This window comes from uncultured Serinicoccus sp. (assembly GCF_947500995.1).
In the GTDB taxonomy this organism is placed as follows: domain Bacteria; phylum Actinomycetota; class Actinomycetes; order Actinomycetales; family Dermatophilaceae; genus Ornithinicoccus.
Genome location: NZ_CANMUA010000002.1, coordinates 419,854 through 442,468 on the forward strand (window position 1 = coordinate 419,854; position 22,615 = coordinate 442,468).

At 73.8% G+C, this 22,615-nt stretch carries 20 protein-coding genes; 5 read left to right on the forward strand and 15 right to left on the reverse strand.

All coding sequences use genetic code 11. From position 1 onward, the window contains the following. Positions 1-210: 210 nt before the first annotated feature. Positions 211-2,322, reverse strand: a complete 2,112-nt coding sequence (locus Q0967_RS04900) for a type IIA DNA topoisomerase subunit B (RefSeq protein WP_298746095.1) — start codon at positions 2,320-2,322, stop codon at positions 211-213. A 197-nt stretch (positions 2,323-2,519) separates the two neighbouring features. Here Q0967_RS04900 and Q0967_RS04905 point away from each other — a divergent pair, with 197 nt between their 5' ends. Beyond that, complete coding sequence (locus Q0967_RS04905; protein ID WP_058891508.1) at positions 2,520-2,735, forward strand: hypothetical protein; 216 nt, start codon at positions 2,520-2,522, stop codon at positions 2,733-2,735. 82 nt (positions 2,736-2,817) lie between these two features. Beyond that, the gene (locus Q0967_RS04910; protein ID WP_298746090.1) at positions 2,818-3,306 is read left to right on the forward strand and encodes a DUF456 domain-containing protein; all 489 of its coding nucleotides are present in this window, start codon (positions 2,818-2,820) and stop codon (positions 3,304-3,306) included. Between the two features lie 61 nt (positions 3,307-3,367). Here Q0967_RS04910 and Q0967_RS04915 read toward each other — a convergent pair whose 3' ends face one another. The 9 genes from Q0967_RS04915 to Q0967_RS04955 form a co-directional block, all read right to left on the reverse strand. Beyond that, positions 3,368-4,162 carry a class F sortase gene (locus Q0967_RS04915; protein ID WP_298746088.1) on the reverse strand — a complete coding sequence of 265 codons (795 nt, stop codon included), beginning with the start codon at positions 4,160-4,162 and terminating at the stop codon, positions 3,368-3,370. 1 nt (position 4,163) lies between these two features. Then, positions 4,164-4,928, reverse strand: coding sequence for a CHRD domain-containing protein (locus Q0967_RS04920; RefSeq protein WP_298746086.1), 765 nt, complete (start codon positions 4,926-4,928; stop codon positions 4,164-4,166). A gap of 128 nt (positions 4,929-5,056) precedes the next feature. Further along, positions 5,057-5,863 (reverse strand): anti-sigma factor, encoded by an 807-nt coding sequence (locus tag Q0967_RS04925; protein WP_298746085.1) that lies wholly within the window; start codon positions 5,861-5,863, stop codon positions 5,057-5,059. After that, positions 5,864-6,502 carry an ECF RNA polymerase sigma factor SigK gene (gene sigK / locus Q0967_RS04930; protein WP_298746083.1) on the reverse strand — a complete coding sequence of 213 codons (639 nt, stop codon included), beginning with the start codon at positions 6,500-6,502 and terminating at the stop codon, positions 5,864-5,866. Continuing rightward, on the reverse strand, positions 6,472-6,897 hold the full coding sequence (locus tag Q0967_RS04935; protein WP_298746081.1) for a DUF3040 domain-containing protein: 426 nt from the start codon (positions 6,895-6,897) through the stop codon (positions 6,472-6,474). Before Q0967_RS04935 ends, sigK begins: the two co-directional genes overlap by 31 nt. Positions 6,898-7,010: 113 nt before the next feature. Continuing rightward, positions 7,011-8,213: a DNA polymerase IV gene (gene dinB / locus Q0967_RS04940; RefSeq protein ID WP_299449316.1), complete on the reverse strand. Its 1,203-nt coding sequence runs from the start codon at positions 8,211-8,213 to the stop codon at positions 7,011-7,013. A gap of 74 nt (positions 8,214-8,287) precedes the next feature. Next, positions 8,288-12,316 carry a DNA polymerase III subunit alpha gene (locus tag Q0967_RS04945; protein ID WP_299449319.1) on the reverse strand — a complete coding sequence of 1,343 codons (4,029 nt, stop codon included), beginning with the start codon at positions 12,314-12,316 and terminating at the stop codon, positions 8,288-8,290. Between the two features lie 23 nt (positions 12,317-12,339). Then, positions 12,340-12,783, reverse strand: a complete 444-nt coding sequence (locus tag Q0967_RS04950; RefSeq protein WP_299449322.1) for an SAV_6107 family HEPN domain-containing protein — start codon at positions 12,781-12,783, stop codon at positions 12,340-12,342. 139 nt (positions 12,784-12,922) lie between these two features. Next, complete coding sequence (locus Q0967_RS04955) at positions 12,923-13,327, reverse strand: DUF6504 family protein (RefSeq protein WP_299449325.1); 405 nt, start codon at positions 13,325-13,327, stop codon at positions 12,923-12,925. A 337-nt stretch (positions 13,328-13,664) separates the two neighbouring features. Between Q0967_RS04955 and Q0967_RS04960 the strand changes: the two genes are divergently transcribed. Next, positions 13,665-14,747 (forward strand): polyprenyl synthetase family protein, encoded by a 1,083-nt coding sequence (locus tag Q0967_RS04960; protein ID WP_299449328.1) that lies wholly within the window; start codon positions 13,665-13,667, stop codon positions 14,745-14,747. 24 nt (positions 14,748-14,771) lie between these two features. Here the strand turns inward: Q0967_RS04960 and Q0967_RS04965 are convergent, their stop codons facing one another. Then, the gene (locus Q0967_RS04965) at positions 14,772-15,077 is read right to left on the reverse strand and encodes an Rv2175c family DNA-binding protein (protein ID WP_058891518.1); all 306 of its coding nucleotides are present in this window, start codon (positions 15,075-15,077) and stop codon (positions 14,772-14,774) included. A gap of 206 nt (positions 15,078-15,283) precedes the next feature. On the opposite strand from Q0967_RS04965, the gene Q0967_RS04970 reads away from it, so the two are divergent. Both Q0967_RS04970 and pknB read left to right on the forward strand, forming a co-directional pair. Next, positions 15,284-16,558: a LysM peptidoglycan-binding domain-containing protein gene (locus tag Q0967_RS04970; RefSeq protein WP_299449331.1), complete on the forward strand. Its 1,275-nt coding sequence runs from the start codon at positions 15,284-15,286 to the stop codon at positions 16,556-16,558. A 69-nt stretch (positions 16,559-16,627) separates the two neighbouring features. Next, complete coding sequence (gene pknB, locus Q0967_RS04975) at positions 16,628-18,589, forward strand: Stk1 family PASTA domain-containing Ser/Thr kinase (protein ID WP_299449334.1); 1,962 nt, start codon at positions 16,628-16,630, stop codon at positions 18,587-18,589. A gap of 39 nt (positions 18,590-18,628) precedes the next feature. On the opposite strand, the gene Q0967_RS04980 is transcribed toward pknB, so the two are convergent. The 4 genes from Q0967_RS04980 to Q0967_RS04995 are packed head-to-tail and all read right to left on the reverse strand — an operon-like array spanning position 18,629 to position 22,592. After that, a complete protein-coding gene (locus Q0967_RS04980) occupies positions 18,629-19,222 on the reverse strand; it encodes a molybdopterin-dependent oxidoreductase (protein WP_298885378.1) in 594 nt (197 codons plus the stop codon). Next, complete coding sequence (locus Q0967_RS04985; protein ID WP_299449338.1) at positions 19,219-20,289, reverse strand: low specificity L-threonine aldolase; 1,071 nt, start codon at positions 20,287-20,289, stop codon at positions 19,219-19,221. The genes Q0967_RS04980 and Q0967_RS04985 overlap by 4 nt, the downstream gene beginning before the upstream one ends. Before the next feature lies 1 nt (position 20,290). Next, complete coding sequence (locus tag Q0967_RS04990) at positions 20,291-21,658, reverse strand: class II 3-deoxy-7-phosphoheptulonate synthase (protein ID WP_201023248.1); 1,368 nt, start codon at positions 21,656-21,658, stop codon at positions 20,291-20,293. 43 nt (positions 21,659-21,701) lie between these two features. Beyond that, positions 21,702-22,592 (reverse strand): 1-acyl-sn-glycerol-3-phosphate acyltransferase, encoded by an 891-nt coding sequence (locus Q0967_RS04995; protein ID WP_298885382.1) that lies wholly within the window; start codon positions 22,590-22,592, stop codon positions 21,702-21,704. Between the last annotated feature and the right edge of the window lie 23 nt (positions 22,593-22,615).

Genomic DNA, 22,615 nt, shown 5'->3' on the forward strand with positions numbered 1-22,615 from the left:
ACAGGGGGTCGAGGTGGGTTCTCGCCTCGACGCCTGCGGCGTGACCGGACCTACCTCCAGGCGCTCGACGTGGCGCCCGATCGTCCCCCAGGAACGGATCGTCCTGAGGGGTCACCCGGGCGAGCAGCGCCACGGGGAGAACGACCAGTCTATCGCGGCCCGGACCCTCCGGACGCCACCCCGGACGGAGCACCAGGCCGGCAGGTCGGGTCAGGCGTCGATGCGCTGGCGGTCCAGCTCGTGGGCCGACTCCACGATGAAGTCCTTGCGGGGCGCCACCGAGGAGCCCATGAGCAGGTCGAAGACCTGGTCGGCGCGCTCGGCGTCCTTGAGGGTGATCTTGCGCAGGGTCCGGTGCCGGGGGTCCATCGTGGTCTCCGCGAGCTGGTCGGCGTCCATTTCTCCCAGACCCTTGTAGCGCTGCATCGGCTGCTTGACGACGCGGCCCTTCTTCTCCAGCGCGGCGACCGTCCGCCGCATCTCCGCCTCGGTGTAGGTGTAGATGAACTCACGCCCGGTGCTGCGGCCGCGGCCCCCGCTGACCTCGATCCGGTGCAGGGGCGGCATCGCCGCGTAGACCCGGCCCGCGTCGACCAGGGGCCGCATGTAGCGGAAGAAGAGGGTGAGGAGCAGGGTGCGGATGTGGGCACCGTCGACGTCGGCGTCGGTCATGATGATGACCTTGCCGTAGCGCACCATCTCGGGGTCGAAGGACCGCCCGGAGCCGGCCCCGATGACCTGGATGATCGCCGCGCACTCGGCGTTGGACAGCATGTCCTGGACCGAGGCCTTCTGCACGTTGAGGATCTTGCCGCGGATCGGCAGCAACGCCTGGTGGTCGCTGCTGCGCGCGAGCTTGGCCGTGCCGAGGGCGCTGTCGCCCTCGACGATGAACAGCTCGGAGCGTCCGGTGTCGTTGCTCCGGCAGTCGGCCAGCTTGGCCGGCAGCGAGGAGGACTCGAGGGCGTTCTTGCGGCGCTGCGTCTCCTTGTGCAGGCGGGCGGAGATGCGGGACTTCATCTCCGCGACGACCTTCTCGAGCAGCAGCGCGGCCTGTGCCTTGTCGCCTCGGTGCTTGCTGGTCAGCCGCTCGGTCAGCGCCTGCTCCACGGTGCGCGAGACGATGGCGCGCACGGCGCTCGTGCCGAGGACCTCCTTGGTCTGGCCCTCGAACTGCGGCTCGGGCAGCCGCACCGTCACCACGGCGGTGAGACCCGCCAGGATGTCGTCCTTCTCGACCTTGTCCCCGCCCACCTTGAGCTTGCGCGCGTTGAGCTCGAGCTGCTTGCGGAAGACCTTCATGAGCGCCTGCTCGAACCCCGCCACGTGGGTGCCGCCGTGCGGCGTGGTGATGATGTTGACGAAGCTGCGCACCGTGGTGTCGTAGCCGGTGCCCCAGCGCAGCGCGACGTCCACCTCGCACTCGCGCTCGGTCTCCCTGGACACCATGTGGCCGAGCTCGTCCAGCATGGGCACGGTCTCGGTGAAGGTGCCCGACCCCTGCAGCCGCCACACGTCGGTCACGGCGGGATCCGTCGCGAGGTACTCGGCGTACTCCGCGATGCCGCCCGAGTAGGCGAAGGTCTCCTCGGTCGGCCCGTCCGCGCCAGGGGTGCCGGGCAGGCCGCGCTCGTCGCGCACCACCATCGTCAGTCCGGGGACGAGGAAGGCGGTCTGCCGGGCCCGGGCGATGAGCTCGTCGTAGGCGAACTCGGCCTTGGTCAGGAAGATCTGCGGGTCGGCCCAGTAGCGCACCCGGGTGCCGGTCACCCCGCGGCGCGCCTTGCCGACCACGGCCAGCTCGCTGCTGCGCTCGAAGGGGGTGAAGACGGCCTCGGGGTCGGGCTCGGAGCGTCCGTCGTCGAAGGTCCCCGGCTCGCCGCGCCGGAAGCTCATGCCGTAGGTCTTGCCGGCACGGTCGACCTCGACGTCGAGCCGGGAGGACAGGGCGTTGACGACCGAGGCCCCCACCCCGTGCAGGCCGCCGGAGGCGGCGTAGGAGCCGCCACCGAACTTGCCGCCGGCGTGCAGCTTGGTGAAGACCACCTCGACACCCGGCAGCCCGGTCCGCGGCTCGATGTCCACCGGTATGCCTCGCGCCCGGTCGCGCACCTCGACCGACCCGTCCCGGTGCAGGATGACCTCGATGCGGTCACCGTGGCCGCCGAGGGCCTCGTCGACGGCGTTGTCGATGATCTCCCACAGACAGTGCATGAGACCACGCGAGTCCGTGGACCCGACGTACATCCCCGGGCGCTTGCGGACCGCCTCGAGGCCTTCGAGAACCTGGAGGTGCCGGGCGGAGTAGTCCTGAGTGGTCACGTCCGGCAGGCTAGCGCGTGGGACCGACAGCCCCGGGAAGGCGCGGCTGGGCCCGGCCGGGTCCACCGAGCCGGTGGACGGGCTTACGCGCAGAGCGGAACACCTCCCCCCACGGGCACAAAGACCGGGTTCTGCGGCGTTGGCATGCTTGACTGGGTCGACCAACCGCTGGTTGGCCCGACGGAGAGGAGACCGCCGTGAACGCCACTCTGACCCCCGAACTGACCACCTCCGACCGGTGCGACCGTTGTGGGGCCCAGGCCTACATCCGGGCCAGCCTCGGTGACGGTCTGCACCTGCTGTTCTGCGCCCACCACGGGCGCGAGCACCTCGACAAGCTGCGCGCGCAGGACGACGTCGCCATCCTGGACGAGACCCACAAGCTCGAGCAGGAGGAGACCCCCGCGGTCTGACCTCCCCTCACGCGACGCGGACGACGCCCGCCCCGGCCTGGCCGTGGGCGGGCGTCTCGCTGCATCGGGCAGAATCTGGCTCATGTCCGTCGCTGAGGTCCTCATCCTGGTGCTCATGCTCATCGGGGTCGTCGGGATCGTCATCCCGGTCCTGCCCGGCCTCGTCGTGGTGCTGGCAGGGTCCCTGGCCTGGGCGCTGAAGGAGCAGACCACCCTCGGTTGGGTGGTCTTCGGCCTGTCCGGACTCGTCTACCTGCTCGGGGTGGGCCTGCAGTGGGCGGTGCCGGGCCAGCGCATGCGGCGCGCCGGCGTCCGGACCTCGACCCTGGTCATCGGGGTGGTCTGCGCCCTGGTGCTCGGAGTGCTCATCCCGGTCGTCGGGCTGTTCCTGGGCTTCCCGCTGGGCATCTTCCTCGTCTCCCTGGCCCGGAGCCGGGACCGCGCCGAGGCCCTGCGGGCCACCCGGCACGCCCTGCACGCCGTGGGCCTCAACATCCTCATCGAGCTGGCGACGGCCTTCACGCTCATCGCGATGTTCGTCGTGGGCGCCGTGGTGCTGACGCCGGCCTGAGCGCGCGGCACCCCCGGCGCCGGTCTCCCTGCGGACGGCACCGGGGGCGGGTCCGGTCGGCTCAGCCCTCGATCATGCGGGCGTAGACCACGGTGTTGTCCACGTGGCTCTGCTCCTGCTCGTCGAACTCTCCCCCGCAGGTGATGAGTCGCAGCTCCGGGACGTCGGTCGGCCCGTAGACGTCGACGGTCGGGAACGCGTCCTTGGGGAACTGGTCCACGCGGTACACCTCGTAGGTGACCGTCCGCCCGTCCTCACGGTCCACCTCGGCGGTGTCCCCGGGCCGCAGGGCACCCAGCTCGAAGAAGACGGACTCGACCCCACCCGCGCCGGTGACGTGACCCTCGATGACCGTCGGGCCGATCTCGCCGGGCGTGGGCGAGCCGTCGTACCACGCGGCCTCGTGGTAGCGGTCCCCGCTGGGGACCTGCAGGGTGCCGTCGTCGGCCAGCCCGAGCGGGTGCAGCGGGCTGGTGACGTCGATGGAGGGAAGGCGCACCTCGACCGGCTCCGACGGTGCGAGGGCGGCGACCTCCGGTCCGGGCGACTCCTGCTGCTCGGACGCGGTCGACGTCGGTCCCGCCTCCGGGGCGTCCGTGGTGGACGACCCTTCGGCGGCGTCCGTGGTAGACGACCCTTCCGCGGCGTCCATGGTGGACGACCCTTCGTCGTCCGGACCGGCGGCGGACGACTCGGTCGGCTCGGCCGCCGAGGTCGCCGCCGGGGGCGAGGGGGGATCGGGTCGCTGGGTGCCGATGCCCACGGCGAGCACGACGACGCCCACGACGACGGCCAGCACGGCCAGGGCCGTGAGGATGGCTCCTCGTCGGCCCTGGCCCGGCTGCTCGGTGCTCATGTCAGCTGTCGGTGCGGCGACGCTGGTTGAGGGCGAAGGCACCCGCGCCCGCGGCCACCAGGAGGGCTCCGCCGGCGATCAGCCCGGTGTTCTCCATCCCGCTGGTGCTCCCCCCACCGGTCTGGACGCCCCCGCCGGGAGCGCTCATCTGGGTCTCCTGGAAGGCCCCGCAGAGGGCGGGGTCGGTGGCCTCGGACGGCAGGCTGTTGTCCAGGTCGGACATCTGCTCGCCGTCGTACTCACCGGACCCGTTGTGGTCCACGCCGTGGATGACGACGACACCGTCACCGTGGTGCAGGCCCTCGGCCACGTCGTCCGGGACCTCGAAGGTCCGCTCGTAGGTGTAGGTCCCGTCGGCCGGGAAGTTCGCCACGTCGAGCGCCGCCGCCTCGGAGGTGTCGGCGTCGTTCCCGGTCAGGGAGACCCGGACCTCGCCGTAGCTGTCGATGGCGTCGGTGGTGCGGATGGCACCCTCGAAACCGCTGCCCTCCATGGCGGGGTCGGGGCACTCGCCGGCACCGCCGAGGTGGATGTGCTGGGCGTGCGGGGAGCTGTCCAGCAGCCCCTGGACCTCCACCTTGATCCAGACCTCGTTGCCGGTGACCTTGGCCCAGGCCTCACCGCTGCCACCGGAGTCGTTGAGCTCCTCGAGAGGGGCCATCAGCTCGACGGTCGCGTTGTCGATGTCGTGGGCGTTGGCCGGGGCGGCGCTCAGCGCCAGCAGCGCGGGGGCGGCCAGTGCGGCCAGTGCGGTCGTGCGCTTCATCGGTGTCACTCCTTCGCTGTCCTGCGCCGCAGCCGGGTGCCGCGACGCCGTGGAACATCGAGGATTCGGACCCGGGCCGTCCGCGGATTGCGCATGTGACCCAGGTCACGTCCTGCGCGGGGTCGCGGTCAGGTGAGGGGGACGACCACGAAGGGCTCGCTGGTGGGCTGGCTGGAGCCGCCCTCCGGCTCGACCGTCAGGCCGACGGCCACCGCGTCCTCGGGGGCGCCCTCCAGCAGGCTGCGCCCCTCGGAGACGGTCTGCGCCGTGAGCAGGCCCGCGGACCGGGCCGAGCCGTCCGGCCCCACGAACCAAGCCTGGTAGACCTGGCCCGCCTGGGGTGCGGCGAAGTCGCCCGGCAGCTGGACCACCGCCTGCCCCGCCGCGTCGGAGACGGTCACCGCCACCGGCCCGGCCTCGGTGTCCGCGGTGTGCTCCGACGCGTCGTCGGCCTGCAGCACCTCCCGGGTGGGGTCGGGGTCCAGCGTCTGCGAGATCCCCCACACCCCACCGGCCAGCACCACGGCCGCCGCCGCCGCGGCGAGCCAGCGTCCGACGGAGGGTCTGCGCCCGGCCTGCGCGCTCGACCGGGACCGTCGCGACGCGAGGGAGGTCACGTCGGCGTCCTGGCGAGCGGCTGGCTCGCCCACGTCCTGCCGGGCAGCACCAGCGGCCTCGGCGGCCACCTGCTGCAGCACCCGCGAGCGCAGGCCCGGGGGTGGTTCGACGGCCAGGTCCTCGCTGAGCATCCCCATGGCCTCCCGCGTCGCGTCGACCTCGTCCTGGCAGGACGGGCACCCGGCCAGGTGAGCCTCGAACTCCTGCTGCTCGTCGTCGTCGAGCGCGTGGATCGCGTAGGCCAGCGCACCCGCGTGCTCGTCGTCGCCCCGTGCGTCGTCGCAGACGTCGTGGTCACGCACGTCGTCCTCACTCACTCAGCTCACCTCCTCCAGCTGCCCACGCAGTTTCTTCAGTCCGTCCCTGATCCTCGTCTTGGCGGTGCCGAGCGGTATGCCGAGACGGTGCGCGACCTCGCTCTGCGTCAGCCCGGAGAAGTACGCCAGTGCCACCGTCGTCCGGTGCGGCTCACCGATCCGGTCCAGCGCTGCGTGGACCCGCTCCGCCTCGGCCCGGTCGGTCACCGCCTCGGCGGTGACGTCGTAGGGCCGTGTCGTCTGCCGGGATTCGTAGCGGTGCAACCGATCGGATTGCGCCTGCTCCGATCTGACCCGGTCGACGGCCCGGCGGTGGGTCAGGGTCATGATCCAGCCGATGACCGATCCGCGTGCGGGGTCGACCTCGGCGGCCTGCCGCCAGATCTGGACGAAGACGTCCTGGGTGACCTCCTCGGCGAGCGAGCGGTCGCGGACGATGCGCAGGGCGAGACCGAAGATGCGCGGGGCGACCCGGTCGTAGAGCTCGGCCAGGGCCTGCTGGTCGCCGTCGGCGATCCTGCGGATGACCGGGAAGAGCTCGCGGCGCCCGGTGTCGGGGACGGCGACGACGCGGGCAGGACCCGGATCGTGACCAGCGGTGTCGGGACTCAGGAACCCTGCTCCCGCCGCCGGTCCCACTGCTGCTCCATCCGCTGCATGAAGGTGCCCTGCCGGGGGGTCCGGCGGGCTCCCGCGGTCGGCTTGCGGACCGCGCCGTTCTTGCCGACGACCCCCAGCTGTCCGGTCCGCGCGGACGTCGACCGGCTCGGCGACGCCGCCCAGGCACCGCCGAGGACCATGGCGAGGAACCCGATGACGCCGATCCAGATCATCGAGGACATCACGCCCACGACCACCAGGCCGAGCCCGCCCAGGGCGACGAGGACACCGAGCACCAGGCGGCGCCGGTCGAGTCCGGCGGCACCTCCGGCGCTGGCGGACCGCTTGAGCTGGCTCGCGAGCCGGGGGTCCTCGGCGTAGAGGGCCTGCTCCATCTGCTCGAGCACACGCTGCTCGTGGTCTGAGAGCGGCACGTTCACCTCCGGTGGTGCGAATGGTGGGTCGGGGACCTGCGGCACGGGACCGACACCACGTTGCTGAGTTCCAGGATAAGACGTCAACGGACGGAGCACTACCCGGAGTTCCGTCATCGCGGCCGGACCAGCAGACTGGCTGGTCGCACCGCCTGCAGCCCGAACCTGGCCACGGCTCGGTCCATCGCCCGCTCCGCCTCGCGCCAGCCGCTCTCCGGCTCGTCGAGCCGGCCCTGCACGAGGGTCCGGTCCGCCTCGGTGATGCCCTCGACCCGGACCCCCAGCATGCGGATCCGAGCCCGCTGCAGCCCCAGCGCGGCATACAGCGAGCAGGAGACCTCGTGCACCTCGCGGGTCACGTCGGTCGGGCTGGCCACGGTGCGTGAGCGGGTGATCGTGGTGAAGTCGGAGAACCGCACGGTCAGCACCACGGTGCGCCCGAGCACCCCGGCGTGCCGCATCCGGCTCGCCGTGCGTTCGGCGAGGTGCAGCAGCTGGCGGCGGACGACCTGGGGGTCGTCGACGTCCTGGGCGAAGGTCTCGGAGGACCCGACGCTGCGCTCCCGCCGGTGGGCCACGACCGGGTCGTCGTCGGTGCCCCACGCCAGGGTGTGCAACCGGGTGGCGTGCTGGTCCCCCAGTGCCCGCCGCAACGTGGCCAGCGGCACGTGCGCCAGCTCGGCGACCGTGTGCAGCCCGAGCCGGTGCAGCTCGGCCTCGGTCGACTCCCCCACCCCCCACAGCGCACCCACCGGCATCGGGTGCAGGAAGGGGACGACCTCGTCCCGGGTGACCAGCCGCATGCCGTCCGGCTTGGCCGCCCGGGAAGCCATCTTGGCGACGGCCTTGGACGGGGCGCCACCGACCGAGCAGGTGATCCCCTGCTCGTCGGCGACGGTGTCCCTGATCCAGCTGCCGATGCGCTCCGGGCCGCCCCACCGGCGACCGGTGGCGGAGATGTCGAGGAAGGCCTCCTCCATCGAGACCGGCTCGACCACGGGCGTGACCTCGGCGAAGATCGCCATGACCGCCTCGGAGACCCGGGCGTAGCGGTCGGGCTCGGGCCGGACCACCACGAGCGGAGGGCATCTGCGGCGCGCCGTGGCCATCGGCATGCCGGAGCGGACGCCGTAGGCCCGGGCCTCGTAGCTCGCCGACAGCACGACGCTGCGCCAGCCACCTCCCACCGCCACCGGTCGGCCGTGCAGGTCCGGCTGGTCCAGCAGCGAGACCGCGGCGTAGAAGGCGTCCATGTCGACGTGGAGCACCCAGCCACGACCGGCGTCGCCGGTCGCCCGGCCCGTCCGGTCCGACACCTCTCCCGTGGTCGGCGGGCTCCCCCGTCCGGAGGGGCCCGCCGGAGGGGCTGAGGGAGCCGCGACCGTGAGGCTCACCATCCCGAGCTCCCGGGGCTGGAGTGCCACAGCTTGCCGCCCGGCTGCCGGGTCGCCTCGCCGGCCGGGGCGATGTCGGCGTAGGGAGACTGCACGAAACCCGAGGCGTGCACCAGCACCCGCCGTCCGGGCGGGGTGTCGGCCGAGGCCGCCTCCCGGGACACGGCCTCGGCCTCCTGCGCGAGCAGCCTCGCCTGCTGCACGGACCGCTCCATGAGCGCGCGGGCCGCCGCCGGACCGCCGTGCTCCCAGGCCTGCGCCACCTCGCCCAGCTCCCAGGCGGCGGTGGCCCTGATCGAGACCCCCCTGGGCCCGGTGCGCCGCACGACGCCGCGCACCAGGAGCAGCCAGGAGTGGAACACCGTGGTGGCGAACGGGCCCTGGACGTCCTCGAAGAACGTCGCGTCGGCCGGTCCGCTGCTGTCGTCCAGGGTGAGGAAGACGACACGCCTCCCGGACCGCACCGGAGGGGTCTGGGTGGCGACCTTGGCACCGGCGACCAGCACCTCGGCGCCGCCCCGGTAGGAGAGCAGGTCGCGCGCCCGGGTCACCCCCAGCTCGGCCAGCATCGGCCCGAAACCCCCCACCACGTGGCTGCTGACATCCAGGCCGAGCACCTCCAGCTCGGCCCGGAGCTGCTCGGAGGCGCTCATCTCCGGCAGCCCGCTGCCGACGAGCGGTGCGGGGTCGTCGCCGAGCTCGAGGGTCAGCTGGGTCGGTGCGGCGCCCCCGGCCCCGTGCCACGAGCGTCGGCCCACCGCCTGGCTCTGCGCCCGGGCGGCGACCTCTCCCGCCTCGATCACCGGCGCCGGGCGTCGGCGTCCGGCGCGGGAGGCCCCCGGCGCCCCACCGGCATGCCGGGACCACCGCTCCAGGTCGCGGACGTGGAGCATCAGGTCGCGGCGGGTCAGGCTCGTGCGCGGGGAGCCCCCGGCACCGGTGGCCCGGTGTCCCGCGCCACGGGTCCGAGGACTGCACCGGCCGACCCGGTGCAGCTCGTCCAGCCCTCCGGCCAGCACCAGCCGCTCGGCCGTGGGGCGGCTGGGACGGGCCCGGTGCCACAGGTCGGACAAGGAGTCGTAGGGCTGTCCCGCGACGATCCTGCCGACCTCGTCCTCGGTGATGCCCTTGACGTCCGACAGGGACAGCCTGATGCCGTAACCCCCAGCACGCCGCTCGATGTCGGCCATGACCGCGTCGACCCGGTCCGGCGGGCGGCGCAGCGTGCCCCGTGCCCCGCCGGTCGCCGCGGCGTCGCGCGAGGGACCCCCCTCCCAGGCGGTTGCCCCGGCCACCGACGTGGGCGTCGTCACGCGCTCGACCCGGTAGGTCGCGCCCGAGGCGTTGACGTCGAGCCCGAGCACGTGGACCCCCATGCTCCTGGCCTCGTCCAGGATGAGCCGCTTGGGGTACATCCCCGGGTCGTGGGTCAGGACCCCGGAGAGGAAGGCGGCCGTGTGGTGCGTCTTGAGCCAGGCGGACTGGTAGGTCGGGAGGGCGAAGGCGGCCGCGTGCGCCTTGCAGAAGCCGAACGAGGCGAAGGCGGCCAGGACCGCCCAGATCCGGTCCACCTCCTCGGCGCGGTAGCCCCGGTCCGCCGCCGCGGCACACCACCACACCTTCACCTCCTCCTGCCCGGCCGGGCTGCCCATCGCCCGGCGCACCTCGTCGGCCTGGGCCAACGACACCCCCGTCGTCTCGGCGACGATCTGCAGCACCTGCTCGTGGAAGACCACGACCCCGCAGGTCTGCTCGAGGTAGGGCACCAGGCTGGGGTGGAGGTACTCCGGCTCCCCCCAGCCCTGGCGGGCGTGGAGGAAGGGCCGGATCATGTCGGACTTCACCGGGCCGGGCCGGAAGAGGGAGATGTCGATGATGATGTCGGAGAACGTCTCCGGGGCGAACTTGCCCACCAGCTCGCGCTGACCCGGTGACTCGATCTGGAAGCACCCGAGGGTACGGGTGGACTGGACCAGCGCGAAGGTGTCCGGGTCGTCGAGCGGCACCTGGGCCCGGTCGTCCAGGTCGAGACGGGTCCCGTCCACCCGCGCGACCTCGTCGACGGCGTGCGCCATCGCCGACTGCATCCGGATCCCCAGCACGTCCAGCTTGAGCAGCCCCAGCTCCTCCACGTCGTCCTTGTCGAACTGGCTCATGGGGAACCCCAACCAGCTCGCCTCGACCGGCGTCCGGTCGAGCAGCCCGGTGTCGGACAGCACCACGCCGCACGGGTGCATGGCGAGGTGCCGCGGCAGCCCGTCGAGCGCCTCCACCAGCTCCATGAGGACCCGCATCCGGGGGGCGTCCAGACCCTGGCGCCGCAGCTCGGGGAGGTCCCGGATCGCCGCCCGGGCGTCGCGTGCCCGGATGTGGGGGAAGGCCTTGGCGATCACGTCGATCTCCCCGGGGGGAAGGCCCAGCGTCGCCGCGACGTCGCGCACGGCGTGCCGGACCCGGTAGGTCTCGGTCATCGACACGCAGGTCACCCGCTCGGACCCGAACCGCTCGAGGATGCGTTCGTAGATCTCGGTGCGCCGGGCCGACTCGACGTCGATGTCGATGTCCGGCAGCTGGGCCCGCAGCGGGGAGCAGAACCGCTCCATGAGCAGGCCGTGCTCCATCGGGTCCACGCCGCTGATGCCGAGCAGGTAGGCCACCAGGCTCCCGGCCCCGGACCCGCGCGCCGCGACGCGTACCCCCTGCTCCCGGATGAGGTCGCAGACCTGGGCGACGGTGAGGAAGTAGGTCGGGTAACCCAGCCCGGCGATCACCCCCAGCTCCTGCTCGAGGCGGTCGCGGATGTCCTGCTCGGCCCCCCTCCCCGCACCGGGGTAACGACCACCGACGGCCTGCGCGCAGCGTTCGGTGAGGACCTGGTGCGCCTGCCCCACCCCCCGCACACCGAGGACCTCGGGCTCCGGCAGGTGCACCCCCCCGATCCCGAGGTCGGAGCGGGCGTCCTGGTGGCAGTCGGCGGCCAGCTGCAGGGTGTCCCGCACGAGCTCCTCGGCCCGGGCACCGGGACCTGCGGCCCGCTCCAGCTGGCGGGCCAGCCTGTGCATGACGGCCGTCCCCGCGAGGTGGCCGGCGGTGCTCACCCGGTCGAGGTGGCGCTCGTCGAGCGCGACCCGTCGTCGGGCGGCGTCGAGCACGTCCACGACCCGCGCCTGCTCGGGGTGGACGTGCCGGACGGCCGCGGTGAGCACGGCGGGCACCCCGACCTCCCGCGCCAGCATCCACGCCGACGTCGCGTGGGCGAGGCTCCCCGGCGTGCCCTCAGGACCTCCGTGACAGACCACCTCGACCCGGACCGCCCCGGCCGGGAGCAGACTCGTCCATCCCAGGAGCAACCGTCGGGCCAGGTCGTGCCGACGGGCCAGCAGCGCCCTGCCGACGTCGGAGTCCGGCCCCAGCAGCAGGACGACCGGACAGGCCCCGGCCGTCCCGGCCGCCGCCCGGGCGATGAGCTCGGGGGTGACCCGCGGCACCGAGCGCTCGCCGGACAGATGGGTGTGCGTCACCAGCCGGCACAACCTGGCCCAGCCCACCCCCGCCTCGGCACCGCCGCGCTGACCGCGCGCCAGCAGCACCACCCGGGGCTGCTGGTCGTCGACGAGCGAGCCCCCCTTGACCGGGGTCCGCGGAGCACGCCGGTCCGGTCGGACGTCCAGACCCTCCCCCCACCCCCGGCCGGGCGCCACCCGGTCCGGCGCCCACGGAGCCGTCGGGCGCAGCCCGGTGACGTACGGGGTGGGTGCCGGAGCGGCGGCGCCCCGTCCGGCGCCCGGCGGCGAGGGCGACCCCGCCAGGGCGAGGTCGACCCCCAGCACGGGGGCGATCCCCGCCTCGGTGCAGGCCCGGACGAAGCGGATCGCGCCGTAGAGCCCGTCGCGGTCGGTCAGGGCCAGCGCGGACTGGCCCAGCTCGGCCGCACGGCGCACCAGGTCGGCCGGGTGGGAGGCGCCGTAGCGCATGGAGGCGCTGGACGCGACGTGCAGGTGGACGAAGTCGTCACCTCCCGTCACCGGTCCTGTCGACACGGCCGGTCTCACCCGTGGCCCAGTGGAGTCAGCTCGGAGTGCAGCGAGGCCTCGCACGGCAGGTGGAGCGAGGCCCGCACCAGCTCGAGGAAGCGCTCCCCCGCCCGCACCATGTCGTCGGCCTCCCGGGTCGTCACCGCGGCCCGGGCCGCTCCCCGCTCCAGCGCCACCCGGCGGCGCCCGGACGCGGCGAAGAACGCGGCCCACTCGGTCAGCTCCGGAGCGACGGGGGGAAGCATCTCCCAGACGCTGCGGGGGCGGCCGCGCCGGCCGGGCGCAGGCGTCGTGCGGGCGGCCAGCAACGCGGCCCCGGCACGCAGCGCGGACAGGTGGGCCTGCGTGTAGCGCTCCGCCGCCGTCCCGCTGTGGCAGGCCTGCAGCAGCACCCCGCGCGAGCGCTCCAGCAGGTCCAGCACCGCGCCTGCGCTGGCCCCGGTCTCGATGGTCGTCATCCTGTCGTGTCCTCTCGTGGTCCTGGTGGTCCTGGTGGTCCTCGTGGTCCTCGTGGTCCTCGTGGTCCTGGTGGTCCTCGTGGTTCCGCGGCCCTGCTCCTGCCCCTGCTCCGCGCCGGCCGCCCCGCGCGGTGCCGCGTCAGTCGGCGACCCGCTCCAGCCACCACCGCTCGCCCTGGACGAGGTCGTAGACCCCCGTCCCTGCCGAGCGGCCCGCGCCGGCCTCGACCCGCCAGACGACCCGCTCCAGCTGCTCATCGCCCGGACCGTCGTCGGGGCCGGGCCGGTCGGGGCCGGCGGCGGGGGCACCGTCCCGGTCCTCCGTCCGCCACCACGCCACCCGCAGGCTCCACTGCCCCAGCACCGCCCGGACGAGATGGAGCCGCCCGCGCCACAGGAACACGGCAGGGACCTGCGGGTCGAGGTCGTCCGGCGCCTCCCGGTCGTCGCCCGCGCCGGCCGGCAGCGCCGTCTCGATCCGCACGCCGTGCTCCTGCGCCCTGCCCAGCCTGACCTCGACCGGCTCGTGGTAGCTCCTGCTCATGGCCGGCACCTCCTCCGTGCGTGTGGTCGTGCGTGTGGTCGTGCGGGACGACCTTCGATCGAACTTGTGTTCGATCCTGGTGATGGAACAAATGTACGACTCGCCACCGACGGACTCAACCCCCTCCCCCCGCACCACCGGCCCTGGCGCCCCTGTGGACAACTTCTGCGCGGCCGGCGGACCGCGCACGACGATGAGAGCCGGGGGGCCCGGGCCGCAGGAGGGGGCGGCCCGGGCCGCGCCCGGCAACGGATAGGCTCGGAGTCGGCCCGCGCCGCCGGGACGTACCGCCCTCCCGGCACCCGCCGAGAGACCTGTCGAGGGACGAGGATCCGTGATGCAGGCCCTGGACCGCGTGGACCTGCGCCCCCGCGTGCAGCAGGCTCTGGACGAGCAGCTCGCGCGGCAGCGTGCCGTCCTCGACGAGCTGGGACCGCCGATGACCCCGTTGCTGGAGGCGATCGCCGAGCTGCTGAGCGGTGGCAAGCGCCTGCGCGCCACCTTCCTCTACTGGGGCTGGCGTGCCCTCGGCGGACCGGACGACCCGGCCGCCGTGCGGGCCGCGAGCGCCATGGAGATCTTCCAGGCCGCGGCCCTGCTGCACGACGACGTCATGGACCACAGCGACCTCCGGCGCGGCCACCCGACCGCCCACCGCCGGTTCGCGAGGTACCACCAGGAGCAGCGCTGGTCCGGCGACCCGGACTCCTTCGGCCACGCCGCCGCCATCCTGGCCGGCGACCTGTGCCTCAACTGGACGGACGAGGTCTTCACCACCAGCGGACTCCCCCAGGACGCCCTGGACCGGGCGCGGCCCGAGTTCGACCGCATGCGCACCCAGCTCATGGGCGGCCAGTTCCTCGACATGCTGGAGGGCGCCCGCGGCTGGCGCGACCTCGACCTCGAGCAACGCCTCGAACGGTGCCTCACGGTGATCCGCTACAAGAGCGCCCGTTACTCCGTCCAGCAGCCGCTGCTCATCGGCGCGGACGCCGCGCAGGTCGACGGGCAGACCCGGCGGTCCCTCGGTCGCTTCGGTGCCGCCCTCGGAGAGGCCTTCCAGCTGCGTGACGACGTCCTGGGCGTCTTCGGCGACCCCGAGCAGACCGGGAAGCCGGCCGGCGACGACCTGCGGGAGGGCAAGCACACGGTGCTCGTGGCCCACGCCCTCGCCCTGGCCGACCCCTCCGGGGCGCAGCTCGTCGAGGACGCGCTCGGCGACCCGGACCTCGACGAGGACGCCGTGGACCGGGTGCGGGAGGTCCTCGTGGGCTCCGGCGCCCTGGGGCGCACCGAGCAGATGGTCGACCGGGGTGCGGAGCGCGCCCTGGAGGAGATCAGCGGTGCCCCGGACCTGACCCAGGAGGGGCGGGAGGCGCTGACCGAGCTCGTGGCGGTCTGCACCCGGCGCTCCACCTGAGCCGGCCGGAGACCACCGGCGACGTCAGAACGCCTGTTCCTGCGCGCGGCGGCGCACCTCCGTCTTCGCCCCGGCGTGCAGGGAGGCCAGCGCGCTGCCGCCCGGCAGCGAGTCGTCCGGCGCGTGGAGCCAGGAGACGATCTCCTCATCGCTCTGGCCCCCGTCGGCGAGCACGGTGATGGTGCCGCGCAGGGCCGGGAGGGGGCCGTCGTCGACGAAGAAGCCGGCCGGGACCATGAGCACCGCGTCCGGGCCGCGTCGCAGCCCGACGACATCACGCTCCTGCACCCAGCGCCGGGCCTGCTGCAGGCTGACGCCGGTGCGCTCCATCACCTCGGGGATGGTCCACCACTCAGAAATTACATCGCTGTCACTTACCACATCTCCTAGTCAATCACATGGCGCGACACGCCGAAAGGGTGGCGGTGGTCCGATTCGCAAGGTACTGTCCCTCATGCCTCACGGGTCACCTTGTCCCCCCACGTCCCGCGAGCGTCCCACACCCCTTGCTTCACAGCCGTCACTGGAGGAACGACGTGAGCCCCCTCTTCGCCGCCCTGCCCCCGGGCGACCTGCCGTCCCTGGCCTACGTCGCGCCCACCGGCGTGCACGCCACCGCACCGCTGGACACGGTGGTGCGCACCCAGAAGGACACCAGGCACACCGTCGCCCCCGGTGACACCGTCTACGACCTCGCCGCGCGCTACGACGTCAGCGCCCGGGCCATCGTCCGCGCCAACGACCTGCCCGACGGCGGCCGGTGGATCATGCCCGGGACCACGCTGCGGATCCCCTCCGGCGCAGGGGCGGCCCCGTCCGCCCCGGCACCCGCCCCCGACTCGTCCTCGGCGCCCGCGACCAAGGCCCCGTCCCAGGGCACGGTCACGGTGCGGCCGGGCGACACCCTCTCCCACCTCGCGGTGCGTCACGGCGTGAGCATCAAGGACCTCGTGGCGGCCAACGCCATCGCCAACAGCAGGCTCATCTACCCCGGCCAGGTCCTGCGCCTGCCCGGCGCCGCCGCGGAGCAGCGGCCCTCCGGCGGCACCTCGGCGCCCGCCACGACAGCCCCCCAGACCTCCTCGTCCGAGACCCGCAGCGTCACGGTGCGGGCGGGTGACACCCTCACCGGGATCGCCGCACGGCACGGCGTCACCGTCGCCGACATCGCGCGGGCCAACGGCCTGGACGACACCCGGCTCATCTACCCGGGCCAGAAGCTCCGTCTCGGCGGGTCCAGCGCGGCCGCCCGCGTCGGGACCACCGCACCGAAGGCCCTGGACCGTCCGTACGACGAGTCCACCATCGGGGACCACCGGGCCGGCGAGAAGGTGCCGGACACCTTCCTGCACTACCGCTACAGCGACGGCATCGCCCGGTCGGCCGCCGCCAACCGGGACTACCTCGCCGAGGTCGACGTCCCCAGCCGGTCGGCGGTGCGCGACCTCATCGTCCGGACCAGCGAGCGCCACGGGGTGGACCCCACCCTCATGCTGGCGATGTCCTACCAGGAGTCGGGCTGGAACCACCGGGCGGTCTCCCCCGCCAACGCGATCGGCGCCATGCAGGTCATCCCGAGCTCGGGCCAGTGGGCCTCCGGTCTGGTGGGGCGCGAGCTCAACCTGCTGGACCCCGAGGACAACGTCACCGCCGGCGTGGTCATCATGCGCACCCTGCTGCGCTCGGCCGACAGCACCGACGAGGCCATCGGGGGCTACTACCAGGGCCTGGCCAGCGTGCGCCAGCACGGTCTGTTCGCCGACACCCGGCAGTACGTCCGCAACATCAAGCACTTCCAGCGGACCCTCTGAGCCCGGGCACGGGCATACCGACGGCGCACGTCCCACGGTCGGACGGCCGCGCTCCGTAGACTCGAGGGCGTGACCGCCCCGACCTCCACCCTCCTCGACCGCGTCATCGACGGTCGGTACCGGGTGGAGGGCGGGCTCGCCCGCGGCGGCATGGCGACCGTCTACCGCGCCCGCGACCTGCGCCTGGACCGTCCGGTGGCGCTCAAGGTCATGCGCCCCGACCTCGCCGAGGACGACGCGTTCGTGCGGCGCTTCGTGGCGGAGGCCCGGGCCGCGGCCCGGTTGTCGCACCCGCACGTCGTCGGGGTCTACGACCAGGGCGAGGACGGGGAGGTCGTCTTCCTGGCGATGGAGCTCGTGGAGGGCCCCACGCTGCGCGACGTCATCACCGCCCACGCGCCGATGTCCACCCGCCGGGCCATGGCCCTGCTGCTCCCCGTCGCCGAGGCCCTGGCCGAGGCGCACCGGCGCGGACTCGTGCACCGCGACATCAAGCCGGAGAACGTCCTGCTGGCCGGGGGGCGCGAGAGCGGGGTCAAGGTCGCCGACTTCGGGCTCGCCCGGGCGGTCTCCGCCGCGGGTCGGCAGGCGAGCTCGGAGCTGCTGTGGGGGACGGCCGCCTATCTCGCCCCCGAGCAGGTCGAGCAGGACGCCGTCGACGCCCGGACCGACGTGTATGCCGTCGGCCTGCTGCTCTTCGAGCTGCTCACCGGCCGCAAGGCGTTCCCCGGCGGCGACCCGCTACGGGTCGCCTACGAGCACGTCCACGGCAGCATCCCCTCCCCGCGCGAGGTCACCGGGACCGTCCCGGCGCCGGTCGACGCCCTGGTGCGCCGGGCGGCCGCGACCGACCGCGCCGCCCGGCCCCGCGACGCCGCGGACCTGCTGGCGCAGATGCGGGAGTGCCTGCGCGAGCTCGACGACACGCAGCTGGACGCGGCGCCCGCGCCCCTCGCGCCGGCCGCCGGGGACGCCGCCGACGCGGACCTCACCCAGGTCGTGGCGGGGGTCGGCGACTCCACCCGGCACCTGCCGGTCACCCGGCCGGACCCCACCGAGGGGCACTACGCCCGCACCACCGGCAACCGACCGCCCCGTCCCACCACGCCGACCCGCGCACCGGCGCAGCCGCGCCCCTCCCGACGTCGCGGCGGGGTCGTGCTGTCGCTGCTCCTGGTCGCGCTGCTCAGCGGAGCCGGGTACGCCGCGTGGTGGCTGCTGGACGGGCCGGGGGTCCACTCCCCCATGCCCGCCGTCGTGGACCTCTCCGAGGAGCAGGCCCGCGCCGTGCTCGACGCCGAGCAGCTCGACCCCGTCATCAGCTACGCCTATTCCGAGCAGGTCCCCTCCGGGGTCGTCATCTCCGCCGAGCGGGAGGTCGGGCAGCAGGTGCGCCACGGGACCGACGTGCCGGTGGTCGTCTCCCAGGGACCGGAGCGGTATGCCGTGCCGCCGCTGGCCGGGTTGAGCGTCGAGTCGGCGCAGGAGGCGCTCGCCGGCGCCAACCTCGCGCTCGGGGAGCAGACCCGCCAGCACGACGAGAGCGAGCCGGAGGGACGCATCCTCAGCAGCACCCCGGCGGCCGGCGAACCGTTGCCCCCCGGGGGCGAGGTCGCGGTCGTCGTCAGCGACGGGCCCGCCCCGGTGTCCGTGCCGCAGGTCGCCGGGCGCACCGAGCAGGAGGCCACGGCAGCGCTCGTCGACGCCGGACTGACCGTGACCGTGGCCCCCGAGCGGGTCTTCGACGAGGAGGTGCCCGAGGGGTCGGTGGTGAGCCAGGCCCCCACCTCGGGCACGGTCGAGCGCGGCAGCACCGTCACCGTCGTCGTGTCGAAGGGTCCTGAGCTGGTGAGCGTCCCGCAGGTCGTGGGGCGCCAGTTCACCGCGGCCGAGGAGGAGCTCGTCGAGCTGGGTCTGGTCGTGGAGCGCGACAACGTCCGGGGCGGTTTCTTCGGGACGGTCCGCGAGCAGTCCGTCGAACCCGGCGAGCAGGTGCCCCGGGGCACCGTGGTCGTGCTCGCCGTCGTCTGACGCCCCGGGCCGGTGGCGGTCCGCGGACCGACCCGACGGTCAGCCCTGGTGCGCCCAGCGTTCCTCGCGGTCCACCCGGGCCCGGGGGTGGTATCCGTGCGACTCCCACCACCCCTGCTGCGGCTGCCGGTGGTAGGTCACCTCGACGAGCCACTTCGGGCCCTTGAAGCCGTAGAGGTGCGGCAGCACCGCCCGGGCGGGCCAGCCGTGCTCGGCGGTGAGCGGGTCCCCGTGCACGCTGTGCGCGACGAGGGCGTCGGGGTGGTGCAGGTCCTCGAGGAGGACCCCGGCGGCATACCCCCGGGCGGCGGCGAGCAGGACGTGACCGGCGTCCGGGTGCGGCGGGGCCAGGGCGAGGACGTCGCGCATCCGCACCCCACCCCACCGCAGGTCCGGGACGCTGTGCCGGTCGACGCAGTGCAGGCTCGCCGACACCTCGACGAAGGGCAGCCCGGCCAGGTCGTCCCACGTCAGCACGGTCACCCCGCCGTCGGCGGTGTCGCCGGCGATCCGCAGGGTCCAGGCCTCGGGGTCCAGGCGCGGCACCCGGCCGTAGTGCGAGGGCCGCCAGGTCCGCGTCGCCCGCTGCCCGGGGGGCAGCGGGCTGCCTGGCTCGCCCCCGGCGTCGGTCACGGAGCGACGCCGCCCCGGTCCAGCAGCTCGAGCAGGACGTCCTCGGCATGCTGGGTCATCGGGTCGTCGACGTCGAGGTGCCAGACGTAGCGCGCGTGCCGGGCGTCGGTGGGGTAGCCGAGCACCCCGCGCTCCCCGGCGGCAGCGACGAAGTCGGCGGCGGCCCACCCGGCCGCCCCCACGTCGAGCACGAGGATGTTGGTGTGCACCTGCTCCGGGTCGACGACGTCGGGAGCGGCACCGCCCAGCGCCCGTGCCACGGCCGCGGTGCGGCGGTGGTCCTCGGCCAGCCGGTCGAGCTGGTGGTCCAGGGCGTAGCGTCCGGCCGCGGCCAGGAGGCCGACCTGGCGCATGCCGCCCCCCATCCGCTTGCGCAGGATCCGCGCCTGCGCGATGCGGTCCGCCGACCCGACGAGCATCGAGCCGACCGGCGCGCCGAGCCCCTTGGACAGGCATACCGAGACCGTGTCGGCGCAGGCGCCGTAGTCCGCGAGGGCCACCCCGGTGGCCACGTGGGCGTTCCAGAGGCGGGCCCCGTCGAGGTGCACCCCGACCCCGGCCGCCCGGGTCCCTTCCCGCAGGCGGCGCAGGTCCTCCAGCGGCTGCACCGTGCCCCCGCCGAAGTTGTGGGTGTTCTCGACGACGACGCACGCGGTGCTCACCTGGTAGGCGCCCCCGTCGGGCACCATGACCGCGAGCGCGGTGTCGACGTCCAGCCGCCCCCGGTCGGCGACCCAGCTGCGCGTCGTGATGCCCGAGAACGCCGCCGCGGCCCCGAGCTCGGCCCGCAGGACGTGGGCGAGGTGGTCGCTGATGACCTCCGACCCGGGACCGGCGTGCAGGCGCAGCCCGATCTGGTTGGCCATCGACCCGGTCGGCATGAAGAGCGCCGCCTCGTGCCCCAGCAGCGTGGCCACCTGCTCCTCCAGGGCGGCGACGGTCGGGTCCTCGGCGTAGACGTCGTCCCCGACCTCGGCCTCGACCATGGCCGCCCGCATCCCCGTCGTGGGCCGGGTCAGCGTGTCCGAGCGCAGGTCGGCGGTCTGGCCGACGGCGGACCCACCCATCTCAGCGACCGCCCCGCTCCAGCATCTCGGCGACGAGGAAGGCCAGCTCCAGGCTCTGCTGGTGGTTGAGCCGGGGGTCGCACAGGGTCTCGTAGCGCAGCCCGAGGTCGTCGAGGTCGACCGGGGTGGTGCCGCCGACGCACTCGGTGACGTCGTTGCCGGTCAGCTCCACGTGGATGCCACCGGGGTGGGTGCCCGCTTCCGCGTGCGCGGCGAAGAACCCGCGCACCTCGTCCACGACGTCCTCGAAGCGGCGGGTCTTGAAGCCGCTGGGCGAGGTGAAGGTGTTGCCGTGCATCGGGTCGCACACCCACGCCACCCGTCGGGCGTCCTCGCCGAGGGAGGTGAGCAGCGACGGGAGCACGTCCCGGATCGTCCCGGCACCCATCCGGGTGATGAAGGTGAGGCGTCCCGGGGTGCGCTCGGGGTCGATCCGGTCCATGAGGGCGAGCACGGTGTCGCGGTCGGCGGTCGGGCCGAGCTTGACCGCGACCGGGTTCTGGATCCGGGAGACGAAGTCGATGTGCGCGCCGTCCAGGTCACGGGTGCGCTCGCCCACCCACACGAGGTGGCTGGAGGTGTCGTAGAGCAGCCCGGTGCGGTGGTCGCGGCGCACCATGGGTCGCTCGTAGTCGAGGACCAGCGCCTCGTGCGCGGAGTAGAACTCGACCCGGCGCATCTCCTCGGCGTCGGCGACGCCCGAGGCCTCGAGGAAGCGGACCGCCCGGTCGATCTGCCCGGCCATGACCTCGTACCGCGCCTGCGCGGGCCCGGTGAGGAAGCCCTTGTTCCAGGCGTGCACGCTGCGCAGGTCGGCGAAGCCGCCGCTGGTGAACCCGCGCACGAGGTTGAGGGTGGCCGAGCTCGCGTGGTAGCAGCGCAGCAGCCGCTCGGGGTCGGGGCGCCGCGCCTGCGGCGTGAACTCGAAGCCGTTGACCATGTCCCCGCGGTAGGCCGGCAGGGTGACGCCGTCGCGCGTCTCGGTGTCCGAGCTGCGCGGCTTGGCGAACTGCCCGGCCATCCGCCCGACCTTGACGATCGGCGTCCCCGCCCCGTAGGTGAGGACGACGGCCATCTGCAGGATCGTCTTGATGCGGTCCCGGATGTTGGGCCCGGTCACGTCGGCCAGCGTCTCGGCGCAGTCGCCGCCCTGCAGCGTGAAGGCCCGCCCGGCGGCGACGTCGGCCATCCGCGAGCGCAGCTGGTCGCACTCACCGGCGAAGACGAGCGGCGGATAGGTCCCGAGCACCGAGAGGGTCTGGGCGAGGGCCGCGGGGTCGTGCCAGGTCGGCTGCTGACGCGCGGGCAGGTCGGGCCAGTCGATGTCGGGGCCCCCGGAGGTGGCCAGGCCGGTCAGGTCGGTGCTCACCGCTCCATGGTAGGAGACGGCGGGTGGTGGTTCTGACGCCGCGTCATGCCTCGGGGGCGTCCTCGTGCTCGGTATGCCGCCGCGCCCGTCGCTCGGCGAGGCTCTCCTTCGCCTTCCCGGTGGCCCCGGCGATGTCCTCACGGGCCTGGCCCAGTCCCTCCCGGGCCTTCTCGCCCGCGTGCTCCAGGCCCTCCCTGGCCCGTTCCGTGGCCTGCTCCAGGCCGACCCGGGCCTGCTCGACCCCGGACCGGGCGCGGGCGGCGAGCCGCTCCTTGACGCTGGCGGCGTACTCGTCGACGTAGACCTGGCCGGAGAGCCGCTGCAGCTCGGCCATGACCTCGTCGGTGATCTGCCGCAGCACCGCGTGGTCCTCGCTGCGCCCGGCGTGCTCGGGCCAGGAGAGCGGGCGCCCGACGCGCACCCCCACCTGGACCACGTTGGGGATCTTCTGCCCCGTCGGCTGCGCCTTGTCGGTGTCGATCATGGCGCACGGGATGATCGGGACGCCGGCCTCCAGCGCGAGCCTGGCCATGCCGGTCTTGCCACGGTAGAGACGGCCGTCGGGGCTGCGGGTGCCCTCGGGGTAGATGCCGAACAGCTCGCCGCGGCGCAGCACGTGCAGGCCCTGCTCCAACGCGGCCATGGACGCCGAGCCCCCGGAGCGGTCGATCGGGATCTGGCCGGTGGAGGTGAAGAACAGGCGGGTGAGCCAGCCCTTCACGCCGGTGCCGGTGAAGTACTCCATCTTGGCGGGGAAGGTGATCCGGCGGTCCACGAGGAGCGGGAGGAAGATCGAGTCGGAGAACGACAGGTGGTTGCTCGCCAGGATCGCCGCGCCCGTCTCGGGGAGGTGATGCCTGCCCTCGATCCAGGGTCGGAAGACAGCCTTCAACGGCGGGCCGACCACCAGGTGCTTGAGGATCCAGTAGATCATCGGGGTCCTCCTTCGGCCGTGTC

Excerpts from the sequence above, each read along its gene's own strand:
- Q0967_RS04910 (WP_298746090.1), top strand. The coding sequence starts at position 2,818 with ATGTCCGTCGCTGAGGTCCTCATCCTGGTGCTCATGCTCATCGGGGTC.
- Q0967_RS04915 (WP_298746088.1), bottom strand. The coding sequence starts at position 4,162 with ATGAGCACCGAGCAGCCGGGCCAGGGCCGACGAGGAGCCATCCTCACG.
- Q0967_RS04920 (WP_298746086.1), bottom strand. The coding sequence starts at position 4,928 with ATGAAGCGCACGACCGCACTGGCCGCACTGGCCGCCCCCGCGCTGCTG.
- Q0967_RS04950 (WP_299449322.1), bottom strand. The coding sequence starts at position 12,783 with ATGACGACCATCGAGACCGGGGCCAGCGCAGGCGCGGTGCTGGACCTG.
- Q0967_RS04955 (WP_299449325.1), bottom strand. The coding sequence starts at position 13,327 with ATGAGCAGGAGCTACCACGAGCCGGTCGAGGTCAGGCTGGGCAGGGCG.
- Q0967_RS04960 (WP_299449328.1), top strand. The coding sequence starts at position 13,665 with ATGCAGGCCCTGGACCGCGTGGACCTGCGCCCCCGCGTGCAGCAGGCT.
- Q0967_RS04965 (WP_058891518.1), bottom strand. The coding sequence starts at position 15,077 with ATGGAGCGCACCGGCGTCAGCCTGCAGCAGGCCCGGCGCTGGGTGCAG.
- Q0967_RS04985 (WP_299449338.1), bottom strand. The coding sequence starts at position 20,289 with ATGGGTGGGTCCGCCGTCGGCCAGACCGCCGACCTGCGCTCGGACACG.
- Q0967_RS04995 (WP_298885382.1), bottom strand. The coding sequence starts at position 22,592 with ATGATCTACTGGATCCTCAAGCACCTGGTGGTCGGCCCGCCGTTGAAG.